This window comes from Mucilaginibacter sp., assembly GCF_028288225.1.
Classification (GTDB): domain Bacteria; phylum Bacteroidota; class Bacteroidia; order Sphingobacteriales; family Sphingobacteriaceae; genus Mucilaginibacter.
The window spans coordinates 109,280-132,990 of record NZ_JAQBOC010000076.1 but is presented as its reverse complement, the minus strand read 5'-3'; the positions used below and the strand labels follow the sequence as shown (position 1 = coordinate 132,990).

The following is a 23,711-nucleotide window of genomic DNA, read 5'->3' as shown; positions in this document are numbered from 1 at the left end:
AGATTATAATTTATTATTCCGGAGTATACTTCTTTGGATTACACGTACTGCTCTATTTTATTTTCTGTTCTGCAATAAGTAGATTAGATTTTTAACAACTACAACATTTACAACCACTCCAACCCTTTCAACCTAAATCAGTCATTCGTCCGCCTATTCTTCAGCCAATACCAGCCCAAATTAAAAGCGATGACAAAGTGATTTAAAACGGTAGGAATGAGGCCGTAGTATTGCTTCATAATATTAAACCGTTCCAGCAGGCTTTCGCGGTGTTTTGCTTTTGACATGCCGCCAACCAGGTATTTGGCAACATACCGGTTTACATTGACTATTGTTTTTGCCTTTTTAGCTGCGCGGATGATCCAATCGATATCCGAGCTTAGCTTGTATTTACGGTTATAAGGCCCGGTTAATGACCGGCGGATATAAATTGCCTGGTGACTTACGCTCATGCCATATTTGAAATCGCGCCAGGTAAACTGCTTTGGGGCCTTATGACGGCGCTGGCCCAGGATTTCTCCTTTATCATTGATCATTTCCGTTTCGCCGTAATAAATATCTGCATAAGGTGCAGTCGCGAACACTTGCTGAACGGTATCCGGCTCATAAAACTCATCACCCGAGTTCATAAATATTAAGTAATCTCCTGTGGCAACAGCAAGGCCCTTGTTCATAGCATCGTAAATGCCTTCGTCCTTTTCGCTGACCAACCTGGCAATGCGGTCTTTGTATTTTTCAATAATTTGCAGGGTGCCATCGGACGATTTACCATCAATCACAATATATTCAATGTTGGGATAGGTTTGATTCAGGACCGAAAGCGTGGTGCGCTCAATATCCTTTACATTATTGTAAACGATGGTTATTACAGATAGGGTAGGTGCAAAGGCTGTCATTTTTTTAATATTGATTGGTAAACAGCCATGTATTGTTCAGCTACCATTTGGTTGGTGAAGGTATTTAACACCTTGGTGCGTGCTTTTGCCGCAAGATTTTCTTTATGCTCCGGATTTAACACATAATGGATGCCTGCGGCAAAATCAGTTGCTGATTTAAATTCAGCCAGGTATCCGTTTTGTAAATGTTCAACCATATCAGGGATGCCGCCGGTATTAAAGGCCACCACAGGCGTTGAGCAGGCCAGTGCTTCCATAACTGTATTGGGCAGGTTGTCTTCTATTGCTGGCGAAACAAACACGTCAGCGAGGCTGTAAAGCTCTGCAATACTGACCTGCGAACTAATGATACCAACCTCATACACTTTAAAAGGAAAAAGGCTTACATCAAAAGATTTATTTTTACCGAATATCACTATCTCAATATTCTGCATGTCTGTGTAACTGTTCTTCAAATCATTAAGTGCATCAACCAGGTAGGAAATGCCTTTGCGCCGGTCCATGATATTGGCAGCACCGAACAATATTATTTTTGATTTTGGATTGATGCCCCATTTGGTCCGGGCAGCGGCAGTGTCTTTAGCTGAAAATATTTCAGTGTCTATCGGGTTCGGGATAGTTTCAATGCGAAAGTCCTTCAACAAAGAGCTTGTGCGGGCCACATCGGCCAGCCAGTGGCTGCAGGTTACAAAAACTACATTTTTTGCAGCTTTAAGCATATTGGCTTTGTGGAGCCATCCGGCATGGGAGAGATCATTAGCGCCGGGATTACGCAGCATCCAGCAATTGCCGCATTGATTTATAAAATGGTCACATTCGCCTGAATAATGGCAGCCCCCGGTAAAGGCCCACATATCATGCAATGTCCACACGATAGGTTTGCCCGATTCAAAAAGCTGCTTTAAGTTTTTTATGGATAGGTAGCCACCATTTGTCCAGTGCAGGTGTAAAACATCAGCGTTTAAAATATCGGGCTGATTGCTGATGTCAGTGCCTGCATTAGCAGTTGAAAACGCGAATCGTACTGATTTATCCCTCGCTTTAAACCAGATGAACGGCAGCCGCTCATAAAAAAAGTTAAACTTTACTTTAAGTTTTCCCAATAAGCTATCGCCAATACTATTAACACGAGGCTCACCGGTCTTTTTCTCCTGTACCTGTAATTTAACATCAACTTGCTTTAATTCAAGCGCTTTTAGTAAACGCATGCAGGCTGCAGGTGCACCACCCCCGGCATCAGCAGTATTTATTAAAGTTACTTTCATGTGGTGGCGCTATTTATCGCAGCAATTATAACAATTCTTAAATGAAAACTTTACTTTTGAAAGGGATTGAAAAGCCTTGGTGCTGCTTTACGTATCTCTTTATGTACTTTGCGGTTGGGAATTAACCACAGAGACGCTGAGGAGGCACGGAGATCACGAAGAAAGAACAATAGCTGCAATTTTGGTGCATTGTCATCAATCAACAAAAACGACCATAGAGAAAATGAACTTTTTTGCTTATTTATTCCAGGATTGGAGTGCCAACCGGCAAAATTTTAAAGCACAATTAGTTTTGTTTATGTTTCGTTTGGTGATGGCTTTTAATCGCTACACCATCACTAAAATCATATTCTTCCCTTATTTTATGCTCTACCGCTTTTTTGTGGAATGGCATTTGGGGATAGAGCTGCCGCGCAAATTAACTATTGGCAAAGGTTTATCGCTGTACCACGGACAGGCACTGGTAGTTAATAAAGATACTATTATAGGTGAAAACTGTGTTTTAAGGAACGGTACAACTATCGGCCACAAAAAGCTGGCAGATGGCAGCTACAGCGGTTGCCCGCAAATAGGTAATAATGTAGATATTGGCGCTAATGTTTGTATTATAGGCGATGTTACTATTGGTGATAATGTAATAATTGGAGCAGGATCAGTAGTTGTTAAGGATCTACCTGCTGATTGTATTGCTGTGGGAAACCCGGCGAGGATATTGGAGAAGAAATAAATTATCTCTGCCAAAACGTGGATTTTTGAAGGGGAAATGTATATATGATGGAGCTTTCTTCCGCCCTCCTTCCCGCTTGCGGAAGGGAGGGCAGGTCGAACGAAGCAATGACCAGGTGGGTAAATATACGCGCGGCGTTAACGCAAATGCACTGGTGCTAATGTCCTGTGGCGAGGACTCACCTGACGACTCCGCTAGCCAGCGGATGGTCGACCTTTCTTCCGCCTGCGGCGGAAAGAGGTGGGGAAAGGAAATATAAATTTATTCGGATATCGAATTAAATAATTAATGGAACAAAATTTAACCGACCGTTCATTCTGGAAGGCCTTTTGGGAATCGCGAAAGGGCCTGATATTTTATATAAAACCAAACTACGTTTTTGGCGATATACTGGCTAAGCTGATCGCCAAAAAAAACATTACAAATGCTATTGAGCTGGGCGGCTTCCCCGGTTATTATGCCACCTATTTAAAAAAGTACCAAAAACTGGATACCACGCTGTTTGATTATTACATTCATCAGGACCTGATCAATCAGCTGCTTGAAAAAAATGGGCTGAAACCAGGTGATATCAATATTATTGAGGCTGATCTTTTTAAATATCAACCCGAAAAGCTTTATGACATGGTGCTTTCTTTTGGGTTGATAGAGCACTTTAACGATACCAAAGCCATTATTGAAACCCATCTGCAGTTTTTAAAGCCCGGCGGCGTATTGTTTATCACCCTGCCAAATTTCAAAAGCGTCAACGGCTGGGTGCAGCGCAAATTCGACAAAGAAAACTACGATAAGCACAACATTAACAGCATGGACCTTCAATTGCTGACCGACAGCTGCAAACAGCTGGGCTTAAAAGAGGTTGAAGCTTATTACCATGGACGGTTTACCGTTTGGCTTGAAAATAAAGCGGAACGCACCGGATTGGTAAAAGCGCTGGTTAAAACTATTTGGCTGGCCGGTAAAATAGCTACCAAAATTATCCCTGTGGAAAGTAAATCTCTATCGCCATATATCGTTTTGAAGGCGGTGAAATAGCGTTTTCCTGTTCCGTGTATCGCAGGGCGTTGCCCTGCGCTGGTATTATTGGACCCTTTCAGCCTCAGGAAAATTGATAAGAAAATATTCCTAAGCCCTGAAGGGGCAACATCCATCAGCGCCGGTCGCAGGCCTGCGTGTGAACGATATGCGCATACGCAGATAATGCCATTTATATTTAAATCTCTGTCTCCCTATATTGTTTTAAAGGCTGTAAAATAGTACTTTAACGGAAAATTTATATTTTCTGACACAGACGCAATCGATCTTGCGTCTTTACATTAATTGAATGTAAAACAATATGAAAAAAATTTACCTGATCCTGTTATCATTTTTAACAATTCAAAACCTTGCCCAGGCACAAGCCCCTGAAGCTTACTTTACTTCGTACCCAACGCTTAGCCCCGATGGTAAAACTGTAATTTTTAGTTACGAGGGCGATTTGTGGAAGGCTGATATTAATAACCCCGTTGCAGCAAGAATAACCGCTATGCAGGGCGAAGAAACCAGGCCGCGGGTATCGCCCGATGGTAAATGGCTGGCCTTTTCATCAAACCAGTTTGGCAATAACGACGTGTATGTGATGCCCATTGCCGGCGGTGAGATCAAACAGCTTACTTTTCACAGTGCCAGTGATGAGGTGGATTCATGGAGCTGGGATTCAAAGTCGATCTATTTTACTTCCGGCAGGTATAACATGTTTAGTGAATATAAAGTGGGCTTGAGCGGTGGTACACCAGCACGCGTTTTCGGGAATTATTTTAATACCATTCATGGCGTATTTGAACACCCGCAAACTGGTGAACTATTTTTTAGCAACACCTGGGAAAGTTATATTTTTGAACAGCGCAAACATTATAAGGGCGCTTATAATCCCGATATCCAATCATACAACCCTAAAACCAAAGCCTACAAGCAATACACAGAGTGGACAGGAAAGGATTTTTGGGCGTCGCTTGATCAAAAGGGCAACATCTATTTTGTATCAGACGAAGGGAACAGCGAATATAACCTGTACACATTTATTGATGGCAAAAAAACTGCGCTTACACAATATCCTACTTCAATTAAACGGCCTTTTGTAAGCGCCAATGGCGAAAAAGTGGTGTTTGAAAAAGATTACCAGCTTTATGTATATGATGTGGCATCAAAGCAAACACAAAAACTAAATTTCGCTATATCACGCAATAATATACTTGCCAAGCAAAATGAATTTGATGTAAAAGGTAAAATTGAAGCGATGGATGTATCGGTAGATGGAAAGAAAATGGCCTTTGTAAGCCGCGGCGAACTTTTTGTGAGCGATGTTGAAGGGAAATTTGTGAGTAAAATTGAACGGGGAAATGCCGAGCGTGTTACCGATGTAAAATGGCTGCATGATAATAAGTCGCTGATATTTAGCCAAACATTAGGCGGTTATACCAACTGGTACACTATTGCTGCTGACAAACCAGGTAAAGAAAAACAAATAACCAGTGATAAAGCAAACAACAGGGCCATAACTGTAAATAAAGAACATACCAAAGGCGTTTATTTAAGCGGAAGAAATGAAGTAAGGTTAATTGACCTAAAAACTTTGGAAAGTAAAACCGTCGCCAACGACGAGATCTGGGGATTTGAAAATTCGCAGCCTTTTATCTCATCAAACGGAGAATATGTAGTGTATACAGCCTATCGCAATTTTGAGCAGGACATATTTACGTATGACATCAAATCAAACAAAACAATAAACCTTACCAACAGTGGTGTTACCGAGACGGAGCCTTTTTGGTCGCCGGATGGAAAGTATATTTATTTTACTTCGGCACGCATCCAGCCCATGTATCCTACAGGTTCAGGCGATTTCCATATTTACAGGATGCCGCTTCAAAAGTTTGATGACGCTTTCCGCATGGATAAACTTAGAGAATTGTTTAAGGAAGAAAAGAAAGACAGCACCGCTAATAAAAAAGATAAGGATAAAAAGAACGACAAGAAAAAAACCTTGTCTGAGCTGCCAACACCAAAGCCGCCTGCGGATATCTTGATCAATACAGATGATATTATGAAGCGCCTGGAGCAAATCAGTCCGGACTTTGGCAACCAGCGATCTCCAATTGTTATTCAAAAAGGTGATAAAACGCTGGTGTTTTTTGTTTCTAATCATGCGGAAGGAAAATGGGCGCTATACCGCACCACTATTCAGCCATTTGAAGATAATAAAACCGAAAAAGTTAGTGATGATGTGCGTGGTTATGATATTGTTGCAGCAGGTGATAAATTTTATGTTTTGGCTGATGGTAATATTTCCACCCTGAACATCGACAATAATAAAATGGACAAAATTGACATCGGCTATAAATTTGACCGCAACCTTGACGGTGAATTTAAACAGATGTTTGATGAGGCATGGGCCGGACTGGAAGAAAACTATTATGACGGAGATTTCCACGGGACTGACTGGAAAAAAATGCGCGACCGCTACAGCGTTTATTTGCCTTATGTAAACAACCGTGCAGATCTGCGGATCTTGCTGAATGATCTGCTGGGCGAGCTTAACTCATCGCACCAGGGCTTTTACTCAAACGGAAATGAGGAGCATAAAACCCTGAACTATACCACCATGGAAACAGGGATAATATTTGATAATAATGACCCTTACAAAGTGGCAACGGTACTAAAAAACAGCAATGCCGATAAAGCGGGTATAGATTTAAAGGCGGGCGACCGCCTGAAAGCTGTGAACAGCCAGCCTGTTGATGAAATGCACGACAGGAATATTTATTTTACCAAACCATCACAAGATAAGGAGATAGAGCTAACTTTTGACCGGGCGGGAAAAGAGATAACAGCGAAACTTCACCCGGAAGGAAATCATTCACTAACCGATGATCTTTACGACAGCTGGATAGATGCAAACCGGGCCGCGGTAACAGAAAAAAGTAATAACCGGATAGCTTATTCGTACATGAAAAACATGAGCGGTGAAGCCCTGGAAAACTTTTTGGAGGATATGGTTGATGATGCCTATAAAAAGGATGCGCTGATATTGGATCTGCGTTACAATACCGGCGGCAATGTGCACGATGCCGTACTACGGTTTTTATCACAGCGGCCATACCTGCAATGGCAATACCGCGGCGGTAAAAAAAGTCCGCAGCCAAATTTTGCCCCGGCAGGAAAACCGATAATACTTTTGATAAATGAGCAAACTCTGAGTGATGGTGAAATGACGGCGGAGGGTTTTAAAGCTTTAAAATTAGGTAAGATAATTGGAACGGAAACCTACCGCTGGATAATTTTCACCAGCGGCAAAGGCTTGGTTGATGGTTCATTTTACCGGATCCCGGCATGGGGATGTTTTACTTTGGATGGGAAAGACATTGAGAAAAATGGAGTAACTCCGGATATTTATGTGAAGACCGGGTTTACCGATAGATTGGAAAATAAAGATCCACAGCTGGATAGGGCTATTGAGGAGATAATGAAGGAGCTGAAATGATTTCACTGATTGGAGGATGATTTCACCGATTTTGAACCATGATTCGCGGATTTCTTGATTGATTATTAAGATTATCATGTTAATCTATAAATCCTAAAAGTCATGGTTCAAAACATCCTAAAAAATCCCTCAAATTCCTAAATCCCGGTTATATTTGCCTCATGGAACTTCACCTTTTTGACAAACAGGTTTATACAAATCGCAGACAGGTTTTAAAACAAAATATTGGTCATGATGGCCTTATTGTGCTGCTTGGTAACGAGGATAGCAGCATGAACTATAAGGACAATACCTACCTGTTCAGGCAGGACAGCAGCTTTCTTTATTATTTTGGACTGGACACACACGGACTGGCAGCTATTATTGATACCGATACCGGTGAAGAAGTGATCTTTGGCAATGAACTCACCATTGATGATATTGTTTGGACAGGAACCTTACCAACTGTTAGTGAAATGGCATCAATGGTTGGTGTTACCCAAACAAAACCTTATGATCAGATAACCCATTATATTCATAAAGCGATTACCTCGGGCAGGCAGGTGCATATTTTGCCGACTTATCGTCCGGAAAATAAAATAAAGCTGGCAGCGTGGCTAAACACAAGTTTAGCTGATATGGCCAAATATGTTTCAGTAAAACTGATAAAAGCAGTTGTTGTGCAGCGCGTAATAAAAACACCGCTTGAAGTGACTGAACTGGAGAAAGCTGTAAACATCAGCGTTGATATGCAGCTGGCCGTTATAAAACATACCCGCGCAGGGATTAAAGAATACGAACTGGTGGCAAAAGCACACGAAGTTGCTATTGCCAACAATGCTCACTTAGGCTATCCGGCCATTATAACCACCTACGGACAAACACTCCATACGCATTATTACGGTAATACCTTACAGGAAGGCCGCATGGTATTAAGTGATATTGGTGCTGAAAATGCCATGCACTACGGCGGCGACCTTACCCGTACGTTCCCTGTCGGTAAGAATTTTACTACCCGACAAAAAGAATTGTATAATGTGGTGCTGAATTCCATGGATCATGCCATCAGCATGCTGAAGCCGGGGGTGCGTTATAAGGATATCCACCTGGCCGCCTGTCAGAAACTGGTTGAAGGATTAACAGATGTTGGCATTATGAAAGGTGATGCTGCAGAAGCCGTTGAAGCCGGTGCCCATACTATGTTCTTTCAATGCGGACTGGGCCACATGCTGGGTATGGATACCCATGATATGGAAGACCTTGGCGAGCAATATGTTGGCTATACAGATACGTTGAAGAAGGAAACCTCCATTTTCGGACTTAAATCGTTACGCCTGGGTCGCGAATTGGAAAAAGGTTTTGTGCTTACCGTTGAGCCGGGCATTTATATTATTCCTGAATTGATTGACCGCTGGCAATCTGAAAATAAATATGACAATTTTATTAATTACGATGTGCTGAACACCTATCGCGATTTTGGCGGGATAAGGATTGAGGATAATTTTTTAATAACCGATACAGGCAGTAAGCAGCTTGGTAAATATTTACCGAAGACGTTGGAAGAGATTGAGGGGTTGAAGGGGTAAAAATTATAGCTGTGTTAGATTTGTCAACTTTTTAAAGTTGACAAATCTTCTCCACTCGAAGGGTGAGCGCAGAGGCCTATTCGCTTGCTAAGCATGGTGCAAAGGCCTTTGCCCGCATGCTTCGAGCCCCTCAGCATGACATCCCTTTTTTTAGTGTTCGGAATAATTTATTTCTTTACCAAATACTTCACCTGTAATTTTTTCACAAAGCGTAATCCGCGGATTAGAAGGCCGCCTTTGCGGTTTTTGAGGAAATGCCTGATTGCAGCATAAGCTTGCTGGTCTTCTTTAATTTCGGTTGGGAAATGTTTTATGGCAGTTTTGCCTATCCGCACCTGGTACATGCTCTCTTTATTTGAATGTACGCCGCTGCCATCGTTACCTATGTTCTGAATAAGCGAGGTGGACGGGTTTAATGTTAAGCCGCCTTTTAAAAATATGGAGGCATACCAGCGAATGGCCCATGAATCATTTTTACCGGCCTTAAATCCTACCAACTGTTTCCAGAAGTTCATGGTGCCGTTGATAGAAAAGCGGTCGGCTTTTTGTTTATCGAACTGGTTGAGCAATACATCAACATCTTCCTCAAAATCTTTCCATGCACGGGCCCAGGTGGCCCAGCCCCAGCTGGTAGCAGCGCGGAAAAAGAAGGCTTGCGGCAGCTTTTTATCGGCCAGCTCATACATATAGGCGCCAATATGCATCACCCTTTCTTCCGCAGCATAACGCGTTAAGGCTTCATTAAAATATTGCAGGGTATGGGGTGATGACAGCAGGTCATCCTCAAAAACAATGATCTTGCCGTATTCATTAACCAGTTGGGTAACCCCGCTGATGATGGAGTTTGCAAGCCCAAGGTTTTCTTTACGAAGAATTATTTTAACCGATTTAAAACCCGACACCTCTTTTATCAAATGCCTTACCTGCTCAACTTTTGCCTTATCATCAGCGGTTTTTGGCGCATCAGAAAATATAAACAGCCGCGATTCATCTGCCAGTAAATTTTTTTGCAAATAATTCAGCGTACGGCGCGTATGCTCGGGCCGGTTGTAAACAAATAGGGCTATCGGGGCAAGATTTTGCATTTATATTGGTAGATCAGAATATTTCGAGGTGTTGATCGGCTTTTTTACAAAGAACGGTATAAGCGTTGGCTAATTGTTCATTAAGCTTCTTACCGAAAATTTTTCCAAGGCTATTTTTAACTGTATACTCTGCAGTGATCTTCAGATCAGTAATAACGCTCCTGGATTTCTTTTGGTTGATATAGGTATTAAAGCGGGTTACCTCGGGCTCAATCATTGAGGTCAGATCGTCCTCAACAACAAACCCTTCGGTACTTAACAGGTAACGCAGTGAAGTTGGCGTGTAAACGTTGATATGCCCATAGGCAAGGAAGTGTTTTATCCTTTTATCGACACCTGCCCTGTAATCAAGCGGAACTTCAATAACATAATGGCGTGATACCCGTTTTAGTTCACGTAATAAGATCCGTTCATGTTCTACATGCTCCAATACGTGCGACAGAATGATCAAATCAAAACTATTGTCTGCAAAGGGCAGCTTATAACCATCAAACAACTGCACGGATTTGAGATTCTTTATATCCCTTGTTTTAATATGCTCAACGCCACTTTCAGAGATCTCTACTGCATGATATTCAGGCGCAAAATCCTGGTCGGCAAGGAGCTTTAAGATGCTGCCATCGCCTGCGCCTACTTCCAGCACTTTTTTAAAAATGCGGCCTTTGCAAACATCAACAATATGTTGTGCCTTGTATTTGGCGCCAAGCATCCGCCATGCCTCGTCGTGCTTTTGATAAAATTCGTCGTACGCGGTTTTAACATTATCGCTAATGGCAGATTGTTGCATGGATGAAGCTAATTGTTTTAAAGTTCAAATTTAGATTATTCGGCAATTAAACAGGTAAAGTTTTATTTATTTATTGCCTCACCTATATTGCGTAGCATTCATGAACGCCAAAAAACAATAAACTGTGAATAATCCTCTCCAAAGGAGAGGACTTTAACTTCGCTCTTTTTTAGAACCTCTCCTTTGGAGAGGGCAGGGTGAGGCTAAAACTTCGGACAAACAGCAGCCGGGTTAATCGGCCCCTTGCGGAAAATATAGACTAATGAAAGCTCAAAGCCACCTTGCCCGTTTGTTGCACTTTTTAGGGCTGATGTATTAAAATCATAGCTTACCCCAATGACAAGATTTTTAAGGTGATAACCTGCATCGGCAACCGCTGCATCACCAATGCGGTACATGCCTCCTAAAATTAAGCCGTTATCGTCCTCAAACTTTAATTCGGAATAAACGCCCAATGCTTTCACAGTATTTGTTTGCTGGCTGATGTAAATGGCATGCGGTATAACATCGAAATTGTCAGAGGCTTTGATCTTAACACCTGCGTGGGCAGTAAAACGGACAGGCAGCCTGCTTTGTATGGAACCGCCTGTAAACGGATCTTTTGGTGAGGTAAGGTGCGCAGCACTTAAGCCTGCAAACACATTTGCCGTGTGTATTGGATCGCCGTCATAATAAAATATGCCTGCGCTGGCATCAAACACGGTTGCGCTGGTTGTTGCAAAACCTTCAAAACTGGGTGCCGTTGGGTCATATCCGATTATGGGGTTATACTGGTCGTCAAACTGCAGTTTGCTGGGATCAAAACTGCGGTTTATTATGCCAGCCTGAACACCAAAATGCAGTTTCTGAGTGCCATCGGCAGATACGGCTATACCATAACCATAAGAACCGTAGGCAGCAAAATAATTGTATCCGGCAGTCCCCGCCGACTGGTTTAAAATATTAAAACCAAGACCAGCTTTTTCGCCCGAACGGAAATCCAGCGAAAGGGCACTTGTTTTATACCCATTGGGGATACCTGTCCATTGGTTTTTAACATTAGCATTAATCCGGATATCGCCATCAATAACCCCTGTTAATGCAGGGTTTAGCCATAAGGGATTTGCATAATATTGCGAAAAATGAGGATCTACCTGCGCTTTTAAAGAGCAGATAAATCCGAACTGGACTATAAATGTAATAGATATGACTGCAATTATTTTCTTCACCGTAATAGCGTAATCGTTCCTTTTTTCTTCACCTGCTTTCCATCGTTCATATTGGCTTCCAGGTAATAAACATACACGCCAGCCGGTTCTGTTTTTCCTTTACAAGTGCCATCCCAGCCATTTTGCTGGCTTTGGGAAACATACAGCAATTCGCCCCATTGATCATATACATAAAACTTAAGGCTTTTTATATTTTCATTACGTACATACACTACGTCGTTTTTACCATCGCCGTTAGGCGTAAATGCATTGGCAACAAAAATATTATCTATAAGCGGGTTGGTGGTTGTACCTGTTACCGGGGTGGAGTTTTTACTAAGCTGGCATGAAATTCCACCTGTTGCGTGTACTATAATGGTAACGCTTTGCCCTATCTGTAACCCTGTAACGGTATGTGTTGTACCGTTGCTGCCCGAGCTTGGATCTGTAAATGTTTGGCCGCCATCAATACTTACCTGGTAACCGGTGGCCTCTAATACAGTGGCCCATCTGAATGTTATGCTTGGCGCAACGGCGGCTTCAACACTTACTATAGGGGTGGGCAGTGGCTGGATTACCTGCACCTTTGCTATTGAACGTGTTGCCGAAACGCAATTATTGTTTGAAGCTTCGGCATAATAAGTAACGTTTGAATTAATTTGCGGTGTTGGAAAGCTATCGCCTGTGAATATCGGGATTCCGCCGGTTGGGGTTGTATACCAGTTTATGGTTATATCAATGTCGCTGTTATCAGTTGTTAAAGTAGCGGTTTCGCCGGGACAAACACTGGCACCCTGCGCTTTTACTGTTGGCAATGGAAGGGCTGAAACAGGAACAGAAGTACGGCTTGAGGAAACGCAGCCCGATCCGCTTACTGCTTCGGCATAATAAGTGATATCGCCGGTTATTGGCTGTGTGGGAAAATTAGAGTTTGTGAATACAGGTGTTCCGCCTGTTGCTGTTGTGTACCAGTTATAAGTGTACCCGGGTTGCGCGTGTGCTATCTTTAGCACCGCCGGAGAACCCTGGCAAGCGGAAATAGGGTTTGTGACGAGGGTTGGTGCAGCAGGCAGCGGGTTAACGGTTACAGGCACACTTGTTAATGTAGGACTTGGACAGGTTCCATTTGATGCTTCTACATAAAAAGTTTTACTGGTAGGTAATAGATCCGTAAGATAGGTAGGACCGGTAAAAAGAACATTGTCTTTAGTCTGGGTATCATACCAGATATAGGTTAAGGCCGGATCAGGCGATATTACTGAAAGGGCTACCTTGTTGTCTGCGCATATAGGGCCAACAAGGGCTACAGATACATTAGCAGGAGTTTGATTAACAACTATTTTCGCAATGTTACTTGGAAACGGAATCTGGCAGGCTCCGGACGTTGCATTCCGCCTGAACCAAGTCGTAACTGTTATTGTAGGCGGGTCATAATCGATACCGGTTGCAGTGCTGATCGGATTCCAGTTTGCGCCATTATTGGTTGAGCTATACCATTGATACTGGTATGAGTTTCCGCCGTCACCACCCTGGGGAGGGCTGCCTGATAATGTTTCCGGGTCAACACTTACGCAATAGGCGAAAGGTGGCGATTGTATGGAGCTAAATGTTATTGGCGGGGTTATATGTATTTCTATAACATTGCTTATTACTGGAGTTGTACAAATACCTGATGTTACTATACGACGGTAATAAGTGGTTACATTTAATAAAGGCGGGTCATAACTTTGATTAGTAGCACCGGAAATACCTGTAAAAGTTGAGTTATTGGTTGAGCTTTGCCATTTGTAGGTATAGTGTATACCATCACCACCTGTTGGTGTGCCCGTAATAGAAGCGGGATCGTCCGGTCCGCAAAAACCGGCAGTTGCAGGTGCTGTTAAAGTGTTAGTTACGGCCGGATAGACTGTAATGATTGCCGGATCACTCACGGATGTTTCCATACATGCGCCCGATGATATAATGCGATGGAAATAAGTGGTTTTTGTTAAAGGACCTATGATATAATCTTTTTGGTTATTAATATTTGACGCATCCTGGTAGGTGGCGCCGTCGTCGGTAGAGCTTTGCCATTTGTAGGTGTAATTAATACCATCCCCACCTGTGGCAGGAAGTCCCGTAATAGTTCCCTGATTACCGCTTATACAATATGGCGAACCGGGAGGCACAGTAATTATATTATTTGTAATTTTAGGGGTAACGGATATTTTAACAGGACTGCTGGTTGACGGGGTGTTACAGGGTCCGCTGGAGGTGACGACCCGTTGATACCAGGTAGTTTCGGTTATTGTTTGCTGACCAAGATCCTGGTCTGTAGCACCCGGTATATTATTAAACTGGATACCATTTGTTGAGTTCTTCCACTGATAGAAATAAGTAACACCATCCCCACCAGTTGGAATGCTTCCCAAAATCACGGGGTTACCTGTTTCACAAAAGGAAACAGTTGCAGGCGGAGGTATAATGTTATTTGCTAAGGGATTTTGGATGGTTATTGTAACCGGATTGCTTGTTTTAGATGGGGTACATGTGCCTGAAGTTACAACACGCTGATAAATTGTAGTTGCGGTTACTGTTGTTAGGGGTAAATCTGGTCCGATGGCACCTGGTATTTCAATAAACGGGCCCCTCGCGGTTGAACTTTGCCACTGGTAAGTATAAGTGCCTATACCACCTGCTGGTGGATTGCCTGTAATGGTTCCCGGATTGCCACTGACACAGAATGTTGAATTTGCAGGCGATAACTGGTTAATTGTATTACCTGCAATTAGTGTATTAGGATTTACGGTAAGGTCAGTATATGAATCGTAAGCAATACCAAAAGCATTTGTAATGCTGCGCCTGAAAGTGTAGACCTTTGGTGCGTTTGGATTGCTGGAAAGTGTAGCTGTTGTATAATCCGGATTTGCATTTGTACCGGTGGCGGGCGACCATGTGCTTGTTGCAGGGCTGAGTATTTCCCACCCATATGCGCCCGGGACTGCGGGTGGAGGATCGCCAGTTATTGTAGTAAATGTTCCATCGCAGATGGGGGTGGGTGTCCTGGCGGGTACTACAAATACCGAATAAAAATTACCATCAGCTGTATAAGGTTGTGCACTTGTAAAATTATTTGCCGCACCCGAAGCCGGGGACAAAACTGCGTTAGCAGGGTTTGTAAGTATTGTGGGCGGCTGTGAACTAACATCGGCACCGGCGTGTACGGGTATAGCTACATAATTACCGTTAACAGGATCGTTTACAATTACTTCGGGCCCAATTTGCGCAGGTATTTTAAAGGATGTAATCTGGCTCGGCGCGGGTCTTGTTATGTGATTTTCTTTGGCGGTTTTAGTATTCCGAACCGGCCTTAAATAATCTGCATAGGCACAAAAGCATATTGATATAAAAAGTACCAGCAATGTTAAATAACGGGTGCTTTTTTTTATCATATCCAAATAAAAGGTTCCAGGTATATATGCTCAATAGTTACCAATAATGCTTCCTGTTAAAAAGTATGCAAAGCTATTATAACTCAGCCTGTTTAAAAAACATTTCTTACGTGTTCCGATACTTTTTAAAATAATAAAATAAAAGCACGCAATTATTAACAGTAGTTGATAAATGCGTGCTTTTATGCATAATGTAATTGCCAGGAAGCAACCTGCAATTATGAACTATATATCCAGGCAGTTATTGGCCCGATAAAAAACAGAGGTTGATTTCAGGTAAAATAAGCCTGGTGAAATACCGCTGAACGATAATTCCTTATACCCATTGTTTTTCAAAAAATTTATGCCTTCCTTGTAAAATTCACGTTCAGAATCGTCCAAAACTATTACACCATTTTCTGACACCGCATTAACCGCCTGTTTACAACAGTTTACCCTGTCGCGGCCATCCACAATAATAATATCGAATTTCTCTTCCAGCTTTAAAGGCATCCGGCAATAATCACCATCCCTCACCAACTCGCAGAAGATCATTTCGGCATTTTCTGGCTTGGTGCTAACTATTTTATCATACCATTCCTTGTCATGCTCAACCGAAACCACCAAGCCGGTATGTTTGGCATAAAAATAGGTGGAGTTGCCCGACCCAAATTCAAAAATGGTATGCTGCTTTTTTAATCGGTCTCTAATAAAATCAATATACGAATAAGTTACCCATGGTATAGGGTTATTATCCTGATCAATAGGCGACCTGGCCTCAAATGCATTGAACCAACCAATTTGATCAAGATAGCCTTTATCGTTAAATGCCAGCAAAATGCGCAGCCGCTTGGGGCTTGTAAATACTTTGAAAAGTAAACCGATTTTATTACTCATCTTTTTATGATTTTTTGAATTAGTGAAATTAAGAATAATGATTTAAACATCATAACTCCCTGATTGTTGACTTTTGGTATAAATATAATAAAGAACGTTGCGCTTGCATAGGCTATTAATGTGGCTATAGCAGCACCCATCATTCCCATTTGCGGTATTAATAACAGGTTAAGCCCAATATTAACCACCGCACCAAACCCCGTACGAACAAACGTAAGCCTATTAAAGTTTTCAGTAATTAAATATTGGCTGCTTGCCGCCCCAAGAAACACAAATACGCCCGACCAGATGTGTACCGATAATGTCGGGGCAGCGTAGGCGTACTCGGGTTTGTATAATTTGTAGATCAATGGCGCTGCAAATGTTATAATTATAGCAACTGGCACACTGAGGTAAACCATCAAATCGTAAAGGTGCTGGATCCGTTTTTTATACCGGACAGGGTCATCACGCCGGGCATTTAAAATAGCCGGGAACAGCGTAGTCACAATTACCGAAGGGATAAAATTCCAGGCCTCGCTTAAAACTGCGACAGTTGCATAAGCGCCCGCTTCTTTAACTCCTGCCAAATTTTGAAGCATTATCTGGTCTATCTTCATGTATAAGGAAACCATAATACCTGATATAATAAGCGGCCATGAATATTTTAACAGTTTTTTAGCCAGCTTTGAACTAAACGACCAGTTAAAAATGCTTCGCTGCTTACGCTGATAGGTAAAGTAATAGCCGATGGATAGCAGCAGAAAATCAATGGTATAGGCATAAACAAACCAAATCAAAGGCATTTTAAAATATATCAATGATAATTTTATTATGGCAGATATTATGTTGCCGGTAATTTGCACCTGCATAATGTATTTTGATTGTACCTGGCTCTGGAAATAAGAATCAATTACATTAAATGCTTGTATTATGCCGATAACTGAAAAAATAAAGACGTAGTTATAGGGCGTACCCTTTGCAGGATAGATAAGATAAGCCAGGTAGATTAACGGGATGCAGCAAAATCCGGCAAATACCTTCATCCAAAATGAAGTACCCAGGATCTGGTCGCGTTTTTCAGGGAATTGGTGAAGTTCTTTAACAATAAACTGATCGAGCCCGAGAGTTGCTATAGCCGAAAAGAAATAGATATAAACAGTTCCACCATTTAAAATGCCATTATTTGCGCGCTGCAGGTAATTGGCAATGCAAATGCTTACAATAAATTTTATGGCCAGACTGCCAATCCTGCCAATAAACATCATCCCCGTATTTTTAAAATACTTTTCAAATGCCTGCTGATCAAAACCTGGAATATTGGGGAAACGCATATTTGAACAAATGTATTGTTTTTGGTTGATTAAGTTTATCAAGCAGGGGCGCAGGTTGTTTTATAGCGCAAGTGTTGTTTGCCCCTGCCAGAATATTCCGGCAGGTGATTAACTATTTGTTATTTTTACATTAACAAATTAATTTGCGTTTGTTAGCGGCTTTAATATTCAAATCTTTGTAACTAATAAATTACAAGCGGCATGCCCGGGATATTAAAAGCATCAGCGAAATTTTTACTCTTCTTAGCAGTATTAGTTATTGTGGTAATGCCTTTTTCAAGCGTGTTTTCGGGCCTGACAAAAAATCACTACCATCATAGTATAGGCAATAGGCAAAAAAATGTGCATCCTCAATATTTTGAGCATGGCCTGCACGACATCAGTTGTGATTTTATTAATAAAAGGCATCTTATAACCCCACCGGTGCTTTTGAAAATACGGGCTGTTACTGTTATATGCCTGCTATTCAGTTTGTTCTTTATTAATTTAGGTTTAGCATCCCCAAAGTTATTAGGCTTTAATTTTTTTTCGGGTAAAAGCCCTTTCCCGGTATCTCAAAAGTACCTGTTCTACCAAACTTTCCTTATTTAACACTTCTCCGGCTATTTAGCCACATCCGTTATAATTAACATAATTATTCATTACCAGGCGACCAATTTTTTATTGGCGCAGGGTACAGATTTTATTATAAATGAATTTTGGAGAAGATTTAAGCTTGCAGATAATGCAGGCCAATAAATTATACCAGCAATATTTATTCAGGGCATTAAAGGAGATAGATATTTACCAGCATTATCAAATTATTTTGCTGATAAGCCGGGCAGGCGGCCGAACTACCCAAAAAGCAATTTGTGATACCTTACAGATAGAAAAATCAAACCTGGTAGCGATAATCACATTGCTGGAAAGCAAGAATTATATCAAAAAAGAGGTGAACTTTAAAGACAGGAGGGGCAAGCTCATTTCTCTTACATCAAAATCAAACTACCTTATAAGCATCATGAACAGTTTATTTGCTGTTTTTGAAGAGCAAATTGCTGACGACCTTACCTGGCAGGAAATGTATAATTGTTTACGTGTTTTAAATAAGATAAATGAGAAACTTAAAAACATTGCCATACAGGATGCCGGCTTTGATAAAATGATGAAACAAATGGCATTGCTAAATAATGAGCAGGTTTTATCCTGAATTTGCTTAAATGGTTATAAAACTGAACCATTGGTAACCTACTATGAAGAAACATATAATGGTTTAGTAATGGCAAAAAATCTTTAAGAACTTTTGATAGAAATAGCTTTGCATCAAAATATTTTTAGTGAAAAGAGCTGTATATTCTGTCTTTGTGTTCCTGTTGATAAACGTAATTAATACGGTGGCTTTTGCCCAGGGAACCGGTAAAATTGTTGGTAAAGTTATAGATACAAAAACCAGCGAAACTTTAATAGGCGCAACCGCCGGCATACAAGGTACCGCAACCGGCACTGCCAGCGATGTAGAGGGCCGCTATGTATTAAGCGGCATAACACCGGGTAAATACACCCTCGTAATTAAGTACATTGGTTACGAAAGTAAATCAATTTCTGATATAGAAGTTAAAGCAGGGCTTGCCACACAGCTTGATATTACATTGGCACCCGCTGCATCAACAAACCTTAATGAGGTTGTGGTAAAGGCAACTTTTCGCCAGGAATCAACCAATGCGCTGTATGCCATTCAAAAAAACAGCGTATCTATTTCTGACGGTATCTCATATGAGTTGATCAGGAAATCGCCGGACAGGAGCACAAGTGATGTTTTAAAAAGGGTAAGCGGTACAACTATCCAGGATAACAAATTTGTTGTTGTGCGTGGATTAAGCGACCGTTACAATAGCGCTTCGTTAGACGGCTCACCTTTGCCAAGTACCGAACCCAATAGAAAAGCCTTTTCATTTGATATAGTGCCTTCTAATCTTATTGATAACATCATCATCAATAAAACCGCCAGTCCGGATATACCCGGCGATTTTGCAGGCGGGAGCGTACAGATATTGACAAAAGACATACCCGACCAGAATTTTATAAATTTTGGTATTGGTTACTCTTATAATACGCAAAGTACATTTAAAGATTACAACACAGGTTTCCGTTCTGTTAGCGACTATTTTGGTTTTGACGATGGCAGCCGCAAGTTGAAAGGTAATTTTCCTTCAACTAATCAAATTATTAACAAGCAGTTGAGTGCAGGGCAAAATATTCAATCCATCAAGTCTTTAAACAATAATTTTAACATATATAAAAATAAAGCATTTCCAGGGCAAAACTATCAGCTCACTTTAGGGAATGTGCAGGAGGTAGGTAAAAATAAAAACCGGTTCGGCACCACCATCTCACTGACCTACAGGAACACGCAAACCGTTATACCAGACCTGGTTCAGAAGTTTGATAATTTTGACTATCACAACCAGCAAAACAAATTTTCGACCAACGTAGGGGCACTGGCAAATTTTGCGTACAGCTTCGGTAAAAATAAAATCACTTTTAAAAATTTATATAACCGGGTTTTTGATGACCAGTTTACTTACCGCACCGGCCCTAATACCAGTACAACCAGTTCAGACAACCGGTTTTATGCTTATGATCTGTTAGAGAAATCTTTATTAAAATCAACAATAGAAGGTGAGCACGGCATAGGTTCAAAAAGCTCAAAAATTAAATGGAACCTTGGTTACAGCAATGTAAAGAATGATCAGCCGGATCAGAAGAAGGTTAACTATAAGCAAAGCAATCCCGGTGAACCGTATTATGCAACCGTTACTACCCTTGGTAAAGAAAATGCCCGTGTATTCTCTAACTTAAATGAAAACATTTATTCCGGTAAAATAGATTACAATGTGCCGGTAAAATTATTTGATCAAAGTACACTTAAGGCGGGTGTTTATTCGCAGTATCGCGACAGGGATTTTAAGGCAAGGTTTATTGGCCTGGTACTTGATCAAAACAGTCAGGATTATGATGTGAACACCATACTGCAAAGGCCTGTTCAAACATTGTTTGGCCCTAATATTATTAATACCGGCTTGTACGGGCTTGAAGAACTATCTAATCCTACAGATAGGTATACAGCAAACAGCTTTACCAACTCCGCCTATGCAATGCTGGACAGCAAGATTGGTAAAAGCGTAAGAATAGTTTATGGTTTAAGAGTGGAGAAATTCAACCTTAAATTAAGAACCGAAGAAACAAGTGTAACACAACCGCGTGCAGAGCTGGATAATGTTGATCTGCTGCCTTCTGTAAATTTCACCTATTCTTTAACCCCGAAAGCAAATTTCAGGGCATCATATTACCGCACTGTTGCCCGTCCGGAATTTAGGGAGCTGGCGCCATTTGCATATTATGATTACGAGATGCTTGCAACCCTGCAGGGTAACCCCAATTTAAAACGGACCACCATTGACAATGCCGACCTTAGATATGAGCTTTATCCATCGGCTGGCCAGATATTTTCGGTATCGGCTTTCTATAAAAAGTTCACTGATGCTATTGAACCTGTAATTGATGATGTAAACTCATCAACCACTATAAGTTATTTTAATTCAAAATCGGCCTATGTATATGGTTTTGAAATGGAGGTGCGCAAAACGCTTGAATTTATCAGCAGCCAGGCATTTTATAAAAATACCACAGCTTATGCCAATCTTTCAATAAACAAATCAAGAATTACCAACCCTGATGACGGCATAACCAGGCTTGAAAAAACACGCCAGTTAGTGGGCCAGTCGCCCTATGTACTTAATGCAGGTTTGCTGCACACAGAATTTAACAATGCTCTTTCTATCAACCTATTGTTTAACCGTTTGGGAAAAAGGATCTTTTATGCAGGCGGTGAAAGGTTCTCAAGCATATATGAAAACCCGCGGAATATGCTTGATGTGCAGTTAGGCTATAAAGTGCTTAAAAGCAAAGGTGAGATTAAGTTGAGCGGAACCGATGTTCTTAATCAAAAATACAATTTCACCTACCAGCTAAACGGCAAACCTTACATCCCTTCAGGTACCGGAAACATTTTCAAAAGCTATAATACAGGCTCAAATTATTCATTATCATTTAATTATACATTTTAACAACCCAATAAATCAACATGAAAAAATCGTTATTATTATTAGCCTTAAGCGCTACTATTTTTGCTACGTCGTGTAGTAAAAAAAACAACACCGTTGACCCTCCGGTTAACCCGCCTGCTTCATCAACAGTTGAAGTTAAAGGAGATATTGCAACGAACACAACCTGGAAAGCAGATAAAATTTATCTTTTAAAAGGCTTTGTTTACGTTACAAACGGCGCAGTACTTACTATTGAACCCGGAACATTAATAAAAGGCGATAAAGCAAGTAAAGCTACCCTTGTAGTAACCCGCGGTGCCAAGTTAATGGCAGAAGGTACAGCTGATAAACCAATTGTGTTTACATCATCATTTGCTGCCGGAACACGTAATGCGGGCGACTGGGGCGGTATTATCCTTTTAGGAAAAGCACCGGTTAACCAGGGTGATAACGTAGGTATTGAAGGCGGCCTGGATGCCAAAGGCGATGCTGCTAAATACATCCAATACGGCGGTACTGCTGCTGATGACAATTCAGGTAGTTTAAAATATGTGCGTATTGAATATGCAGGGATCCCTTTTACACCTGATAATGAAATCAATGGCCTTACCATGGGTGGTGTTGGCTCAGGTACCACACTTGATTTTATTGAGGTTTATCGTTCAGGTGATGATAGCTTTGAATGGTTTGGCGGTACTGTAAATGCCAAGCACTTATTGGCTATAGGCGGTTTGGATGATGACTTTGATACTGATTTTGGTTACTCAGGCAAAGTTCAGTTTGGTTTAGGGCAGCGTTATCCAACAATTGCTGACGTTTCAGGATCAAATGCTTTTGAATCAGATAACGATGGTTCCGGTTCTGATAAAACCCCGCAAACTTCGGCTGTATTTTCTAACATGACGCTGTTAGGCCCTATCTCAAGCCCAACAGTTCCAAGCAACGTAAATGCCAACTATCAGCACGGCGCTCAAATTCGTCGTAACTCTGCAGAAAGTATTTTAAATTCTGTATTTGCAGGTTTTGTTGAAGGTATTTATATTGATGATTCAAAAGTTACTACTGCCGGCTCAACATCAACCAACTACACTGCAGGCCGTTTAGTTTTCACAAACAATATAATTTTCGGAAGCAACAAAAAAAGTAATGAAGTAAAAGGTGATAACGCTGTTCAAAAAACAATATTTGAAGCAACTTTAAGAGCCAATAATACTTTCAATTCAGCCTTATATGCTGATGCCCTGATTACTGACCCTTTCAAATTTTCATCAGATTTTGCTCGTCCGGGAACACCTAATTTCACGGTTAAAACCGGATCATTAGCAGAAACCGGCGCATTGTTCACCAATGCAAAAGTAACTGATGCGTTTTTTGATAAAGTTACTTACCGTGGTGCATTCGGTGCTACCGACTGGACTGCTGGCTGGGCTAATTTTGACCCGCAGGTAATGCCATATGCTACACCAGGTGCTGTAAAATAATTATTAATCACTATTAAAAAGCTGCTCCAAATATTGGAGCAGCTTTTTAAGTTATATTCAATTTTATCCAGCTTATTTTTAGATGAGTGCTTTGTCTGTAAAATTTAATGATAATGACGTCCAGATCTCAAAATTTGCCCGGGCGATAGCATTGCCCATCAGGGTTTTTATTTTACGTATGATCATTGAAAATGGAAATGCGATCAGTAAAAAGACCTTTTACACTGATACTTATAATTCAAGAACAATTGATAAGCATATACTTGAATTAAAATCCCTGGGAATTATAAAAACTAATACCGCACAATCTGTAGTTACTTACTACGTGGATCAAAAACTGTTTGACCAAATGTCGGTTAAGTTTAACCTGTTTCTTGACTGCACAAACCGCAAATCCAACAACTCTTGAACCGGCAGGACTATTTAGTAGTTTTTATTCTGGTCTAAATCAATCCTCCATCTATGCTTACTTATCACTTATCTATTATTTGTTCCTG

At 41.2% G+C, this 23,711-nt stretch carries 17 protein-coding genes; 9 read left to right on the top strand and 8 right to left on the bottom strand.

The features are described from left to right. Positions 1 to 137: 137 nt before the first annotated feature. Together JWQ54_RS22500 and JWQ54_RS22495 are read right to left on the bottom strand one after the other, a co-directional pair. Positions 138 to 896 carry a glycosyltransferase family 2 protein gene (locus JWQ54_RS22500; RefSeq protein ID WP_299589671.1) on the bottom strand — a complete coding sequence of 253 codons (759 nt, stop codon included), beginning with the start codon at positions 894 to 896 and terminating at the stop codon, positions 138 to 140. After that, on the bottom strand, positions 893 to 2,161 hold the full coding sequence (locus JWQ54_RS22495; RefSeq protein WP_299589668.1) for a glycosyltransferase family 4 protein: 1,269 nt from the start codon (positions 2,159 to 2,161) through the stop codon (positions 893 to 895). The genes JWQ54_RS22500 and JWQ54_RS22495 overlap by 4 nt, the downstream gene beginning before the upstream one ends. A gap of 223 nt (positions 2,162 to 2,384) precedes the next feature. Between JWQ54_RS22495 and JWQ54_RS22490 the strand changes: the two genes are divergently transcribed. The 4 genes from JWQ54_RS22490 to JWQ54_RS22475 all read left to right on the top strand — a co-directional run bounded on the left by JWQ54_RS22490 (position 2,385) and on the right by JWQ54_RS22475 (position 8,969). After that, entirely contained in the window at positions 2,385 to 2,888 is a 504-nt protein-coding gene (locus JWQ54_RS22490; protein ID WP_299589666.1) for a serine acetyltransferase, read from the top strand. A 288-nt stretch (positions 2,889 to 3,176) separates the two neighbouring features. Next, positions 3,177 to 3,923, top strand: a complete 747-nt coding sequence (locus JWQ54_RS22485) for a class I SAM-dependent methyltransferase (RefSeq protein WP_299589664.1) — start codon at positions 3,177 to 3,179, stop codon at positions 3,921 to 3,923. A gap of 301 nt (positions 3,924 to 4,224) precedes the next feature. Beyond that, positions 4,225 to 7,404, top strand: a complete 3,180-nt coding sequence (locus JWQ54_RS22480) for a S41 family peptidase (RefSeq protein ID WP_299589661.1) — start codon at positions 4,225 to 4,227, stop codon at positions 7,402 to 7,404. Between the two features lie 161 nt (positions 7,405 to 7,565). Further along, positions 7,566 to 8,969, top strand: coding sequence for an aminopeptidase P family protein (locus JWQ54_RS22475; RefSeq protein WP_299589658.1), 1,404 nt, complete (start codon positions 7,566 to 7,568; stop codon positions 8,967 to 8,969). 167 nt (positions 8,970 to 9,136) lie between these two features. Here the strand turns inward: JWQ54_RS22475 and JWQ54_RS22470 are convergent, their stop codons facing one another. From JWQ54_RS22470 to JWQ54_RS22445, 6 genes are all read right to left on the bottom strand, one after another. After that, the gene (locus JWQ54_RS22470) at positions 9,137 to 10,054 is read right to left on the bottom strand and encodes a glycosyltransferase (protein WP_299589656.1); all 918 of its coding nucleotides are present in this window, start codon (positions 10,052 to 10,054) and stop codon (positions 9,137 to 9,139) included. 13 nt (positions 10,055 to 10,067) lie between these two features. Continuing rightward, positions 10,068 to 10,841, bottom strand: coding sequence for a class I SAM-dependent methyltransferase (locus JWQ54_RS22465; RefSeq protein WP_299589653.1), 774 nt, complete (start codon positions 10,839 to 10,841; stop codon positions 10,068 to 10,070). Between the two features lie 203 nt (positions 10,842 to 11,044). Next, a complete protein-coding gene (locus JWQ54_RS22460; protein ID WP_299589650.1) occupies positions 11,045 to 12,049 on the bottom strand; it encodes a type IX secretion system membrane protein PorP/SprF in 1,005 nt (334 codons plus the stop codon). After that, positions 12,046 to 15,459 (bottom strand): gliding motility-associated C-terminal domain-containing protein, encoded by a 3,414-nt coding sequence (locus JWQ54_RS22455; RefSeq protein WP_299589648.1) that lies wholly within the window; start codon positions 15,457 to 15,459, stop codon positions 12,046 to 12,048. Before JWQ54_RS22455 ends, JWQ54_RS22460 begins: the two co-directional genes overlap by 4 nt. Positions 15,460 to 15,684: 225 nt before the next feature. Beyond that, the gene (locus JWQ54_RS22450; protein WP_299589646.1) at positions 15,685 to 16,335 is read right to left on the bottom strand and encodes an FkbM family methyltransferase; all 651 of its coding nucleotides are present in this window, start codon (positions 16,333 to 16,335) and stop codon (positions 15,685 to 15,687) included. Beyond that, on the bottom strand, positions 16,332 to 17,648 hold the full coding sequence (locus JWQ54_RS22445) for a flippase (RefSeq protein ID WP_299589644.1): 1,317 nt from the start codon (positions 17,646 to 17,648) through the stop codon (positions 16,332 to 16,334). The genes JWQ54_RS22450 and JWQ54_RS22445 overlap by 4 nt, the downstream gene beginning before the upstream one ends. Positions 17,649 to 17,849: 201 nt before the next feature. Here JWQ54_RS22445 and JWQ54_RS22440 point away from each other — a divergent pair, with 201 nt between their 5' ends. From JWQ54_RS22440 to JWQ54_RS22420, 5 genes are all read left to right on the top strand, one after another. Then, positions 17,850 to 18,239 (top strand): hypothetical protein, encoded by a 390-nt coding sequence (locus JWQ54_RS22440; RefSeq protein ID WP_299589642.1) that lies wholly within the window; start codon positions 17,850 to 17,852, stop codon positions 18,237 to 18,239. A gap of 100 nt (positions 18,240 to 18,339) precedes the next feature. Continuing rightward, the gene (locus tag JWQ54_RS22435; protein WP_299589640.1) at positions 18,340 to 18,837 is read left to right on the top strand and encodes a MarR family transcriptional regulator; all 498 of its coding nucleotides are present in this window, start codon (positions 18,340 to 18,342) and stop codon (positions 18,835 to 18,837) included. A gap of 127 nt (positions 18,838 to 18,964) precedes the next feature. After that, positions 18,965 to 21,754 (top strand): TonB-dependent receptor, encoded by a 2,790-nt coding sequence (locus JWQ54_RS22430; protein ID WP_299589638.1) that lies wholly within the window; start codon positions 18,965 to 18,967, stop codon positions 21,752 to 21,754. Positions 21,755 to 21,771: 17 nt separating this feature from the next. Further along, positions 21,772 to 23,214, top strand: a complete 1,443-nt coding sequence (locus JWQ54_RS22425; RefSeq protein WP_299589635.1) for a hypothetical protein — start codon at positions 21,772 to 21,774, stop codon at positions 23,212 to 23,214. Between the two features lie 82 nt (positions 23,215 to 23,296). Then, positions 23,297 to 23,623, top strand: coding sequence for a hypothetical protein (locus JWQ54_RS22420; protein WP_299589632.1), 327 nt, complete (start codon positions 23,297 to 23,299; stop codon positions 23,621 to 23,623). Positions 23,624 to 23,711: the final 88 nt, after the last annotated feature.

Excerpts from the sequence above, each read along its gene's own strand:
- JWQ54_RS22485 (WP_299589664.1), top strand. The coding sequence starts at position 3,177 with ATGGAACAAAATTTAACCGACCGTTCATTCTGGAAGGCCTTTTGGGAA.
- JWQ54_RS22450 (WP_299589646.1), bottom strand. The coding sequence starts at position 16,335 with ATGAGTAATAAAATCGGTTTACTTTTCAAAGTATTTACAAGCCCCAAG.
- JWQ54_RS22420 (WP_299589632.1), top strand. The coding sequence starts at position 23,297 with ATGAGTGCTTTGTCTGTAAAATTTAATGATAATGACGTCCAGATCTCA.
- JWQ54_RS22480 (WP_299589661.1), top strand. The coding sequence starts at position 4,225 with ATGAAAAAAATTTACCTGATCCTGTTATCATTTTTAACAATTCAAAAC.
- JWQ54_RS22495 (WP_299589668.1), bottom strand. The coding sequence starts at position 2,161 with ATGAAAGTAACTTTAATAAATACTGCTGATGCCGGGGGTGGTGCACCT.
- JWQ54_RS22455 (WP_299589648.1), bottom strand. The coding sequence starts at position 15,459 with ATGATAAAAAAAAGCACCCGTTATTTAACATTGCTGGTACTTTTTATA.
- JWQ54_RS22490 (WP_299589666.1), top strand. The coding sequence starts at position 2,385 with ATGAACTTTTTTGCTTATTTATTCCAGGATTGGAGTGCCAACCGGCAA.
- JWQ54_RS22435 (WP_299589640.1), top strand. The coding sequence starts at position 18,340 with ATGAATTTTGGAGAAGATTTAAGCTTGCAGATAATGCAGGCCAATAAA.
- JWQ54_RS22500 (WP_299589671.1), bottom strand. The coding sequence starts at position 896 with ATGACAGCCTTTGCACCTACCCTATCTGTAATAACCATCGTTTACAAT.
- JWQ54_RS22425 (WP_299589635.1), top strand. The coding sequence starts at position 21,772 with ATGAAAAAATCGTTATTATTATTAGCCTTAAGCGCTACTATTTTTGCT.
- JWQ54_RS22440 (WP_299589642.1), top strand. The coding sequence starts at position 17,850 with ATGCCCGGGATATTAAAAGCATCAGCGAAATTTTTACTCTTCTTAGCA.
- JWQ54_RS22465 (WP_299589653.1), bottom strand. The coding sequence starts at position 10,841 with ATGCAACAATCTGCCATTAGCGATAATGTTAAAACCGCGTACGACGAA.
- JWQ54_RS22470 (WP_299589656.1), bottom strand. The coding sequence starts at position 10,054 with ATGCAAAATCTTGCCCCGATAGCCCTATTTGTTTACAACCGGCCCGAG.
- JWQ54_RS22445 (WP_299589644.1), bottom strand. The coding sequence starts at position 17,648 with ATGCGTTTCCCCAATATTCCAGGTTTTGATCAGCAGGCATTTGAAAAG.
- JWQ54_RS22475 (WP_299589658.1), top strand. The coding sequence starts at position 7,566 with ATGGAACTTCACCTTTTTGACAAACAGGTTTATACAAATCGCAGACAG.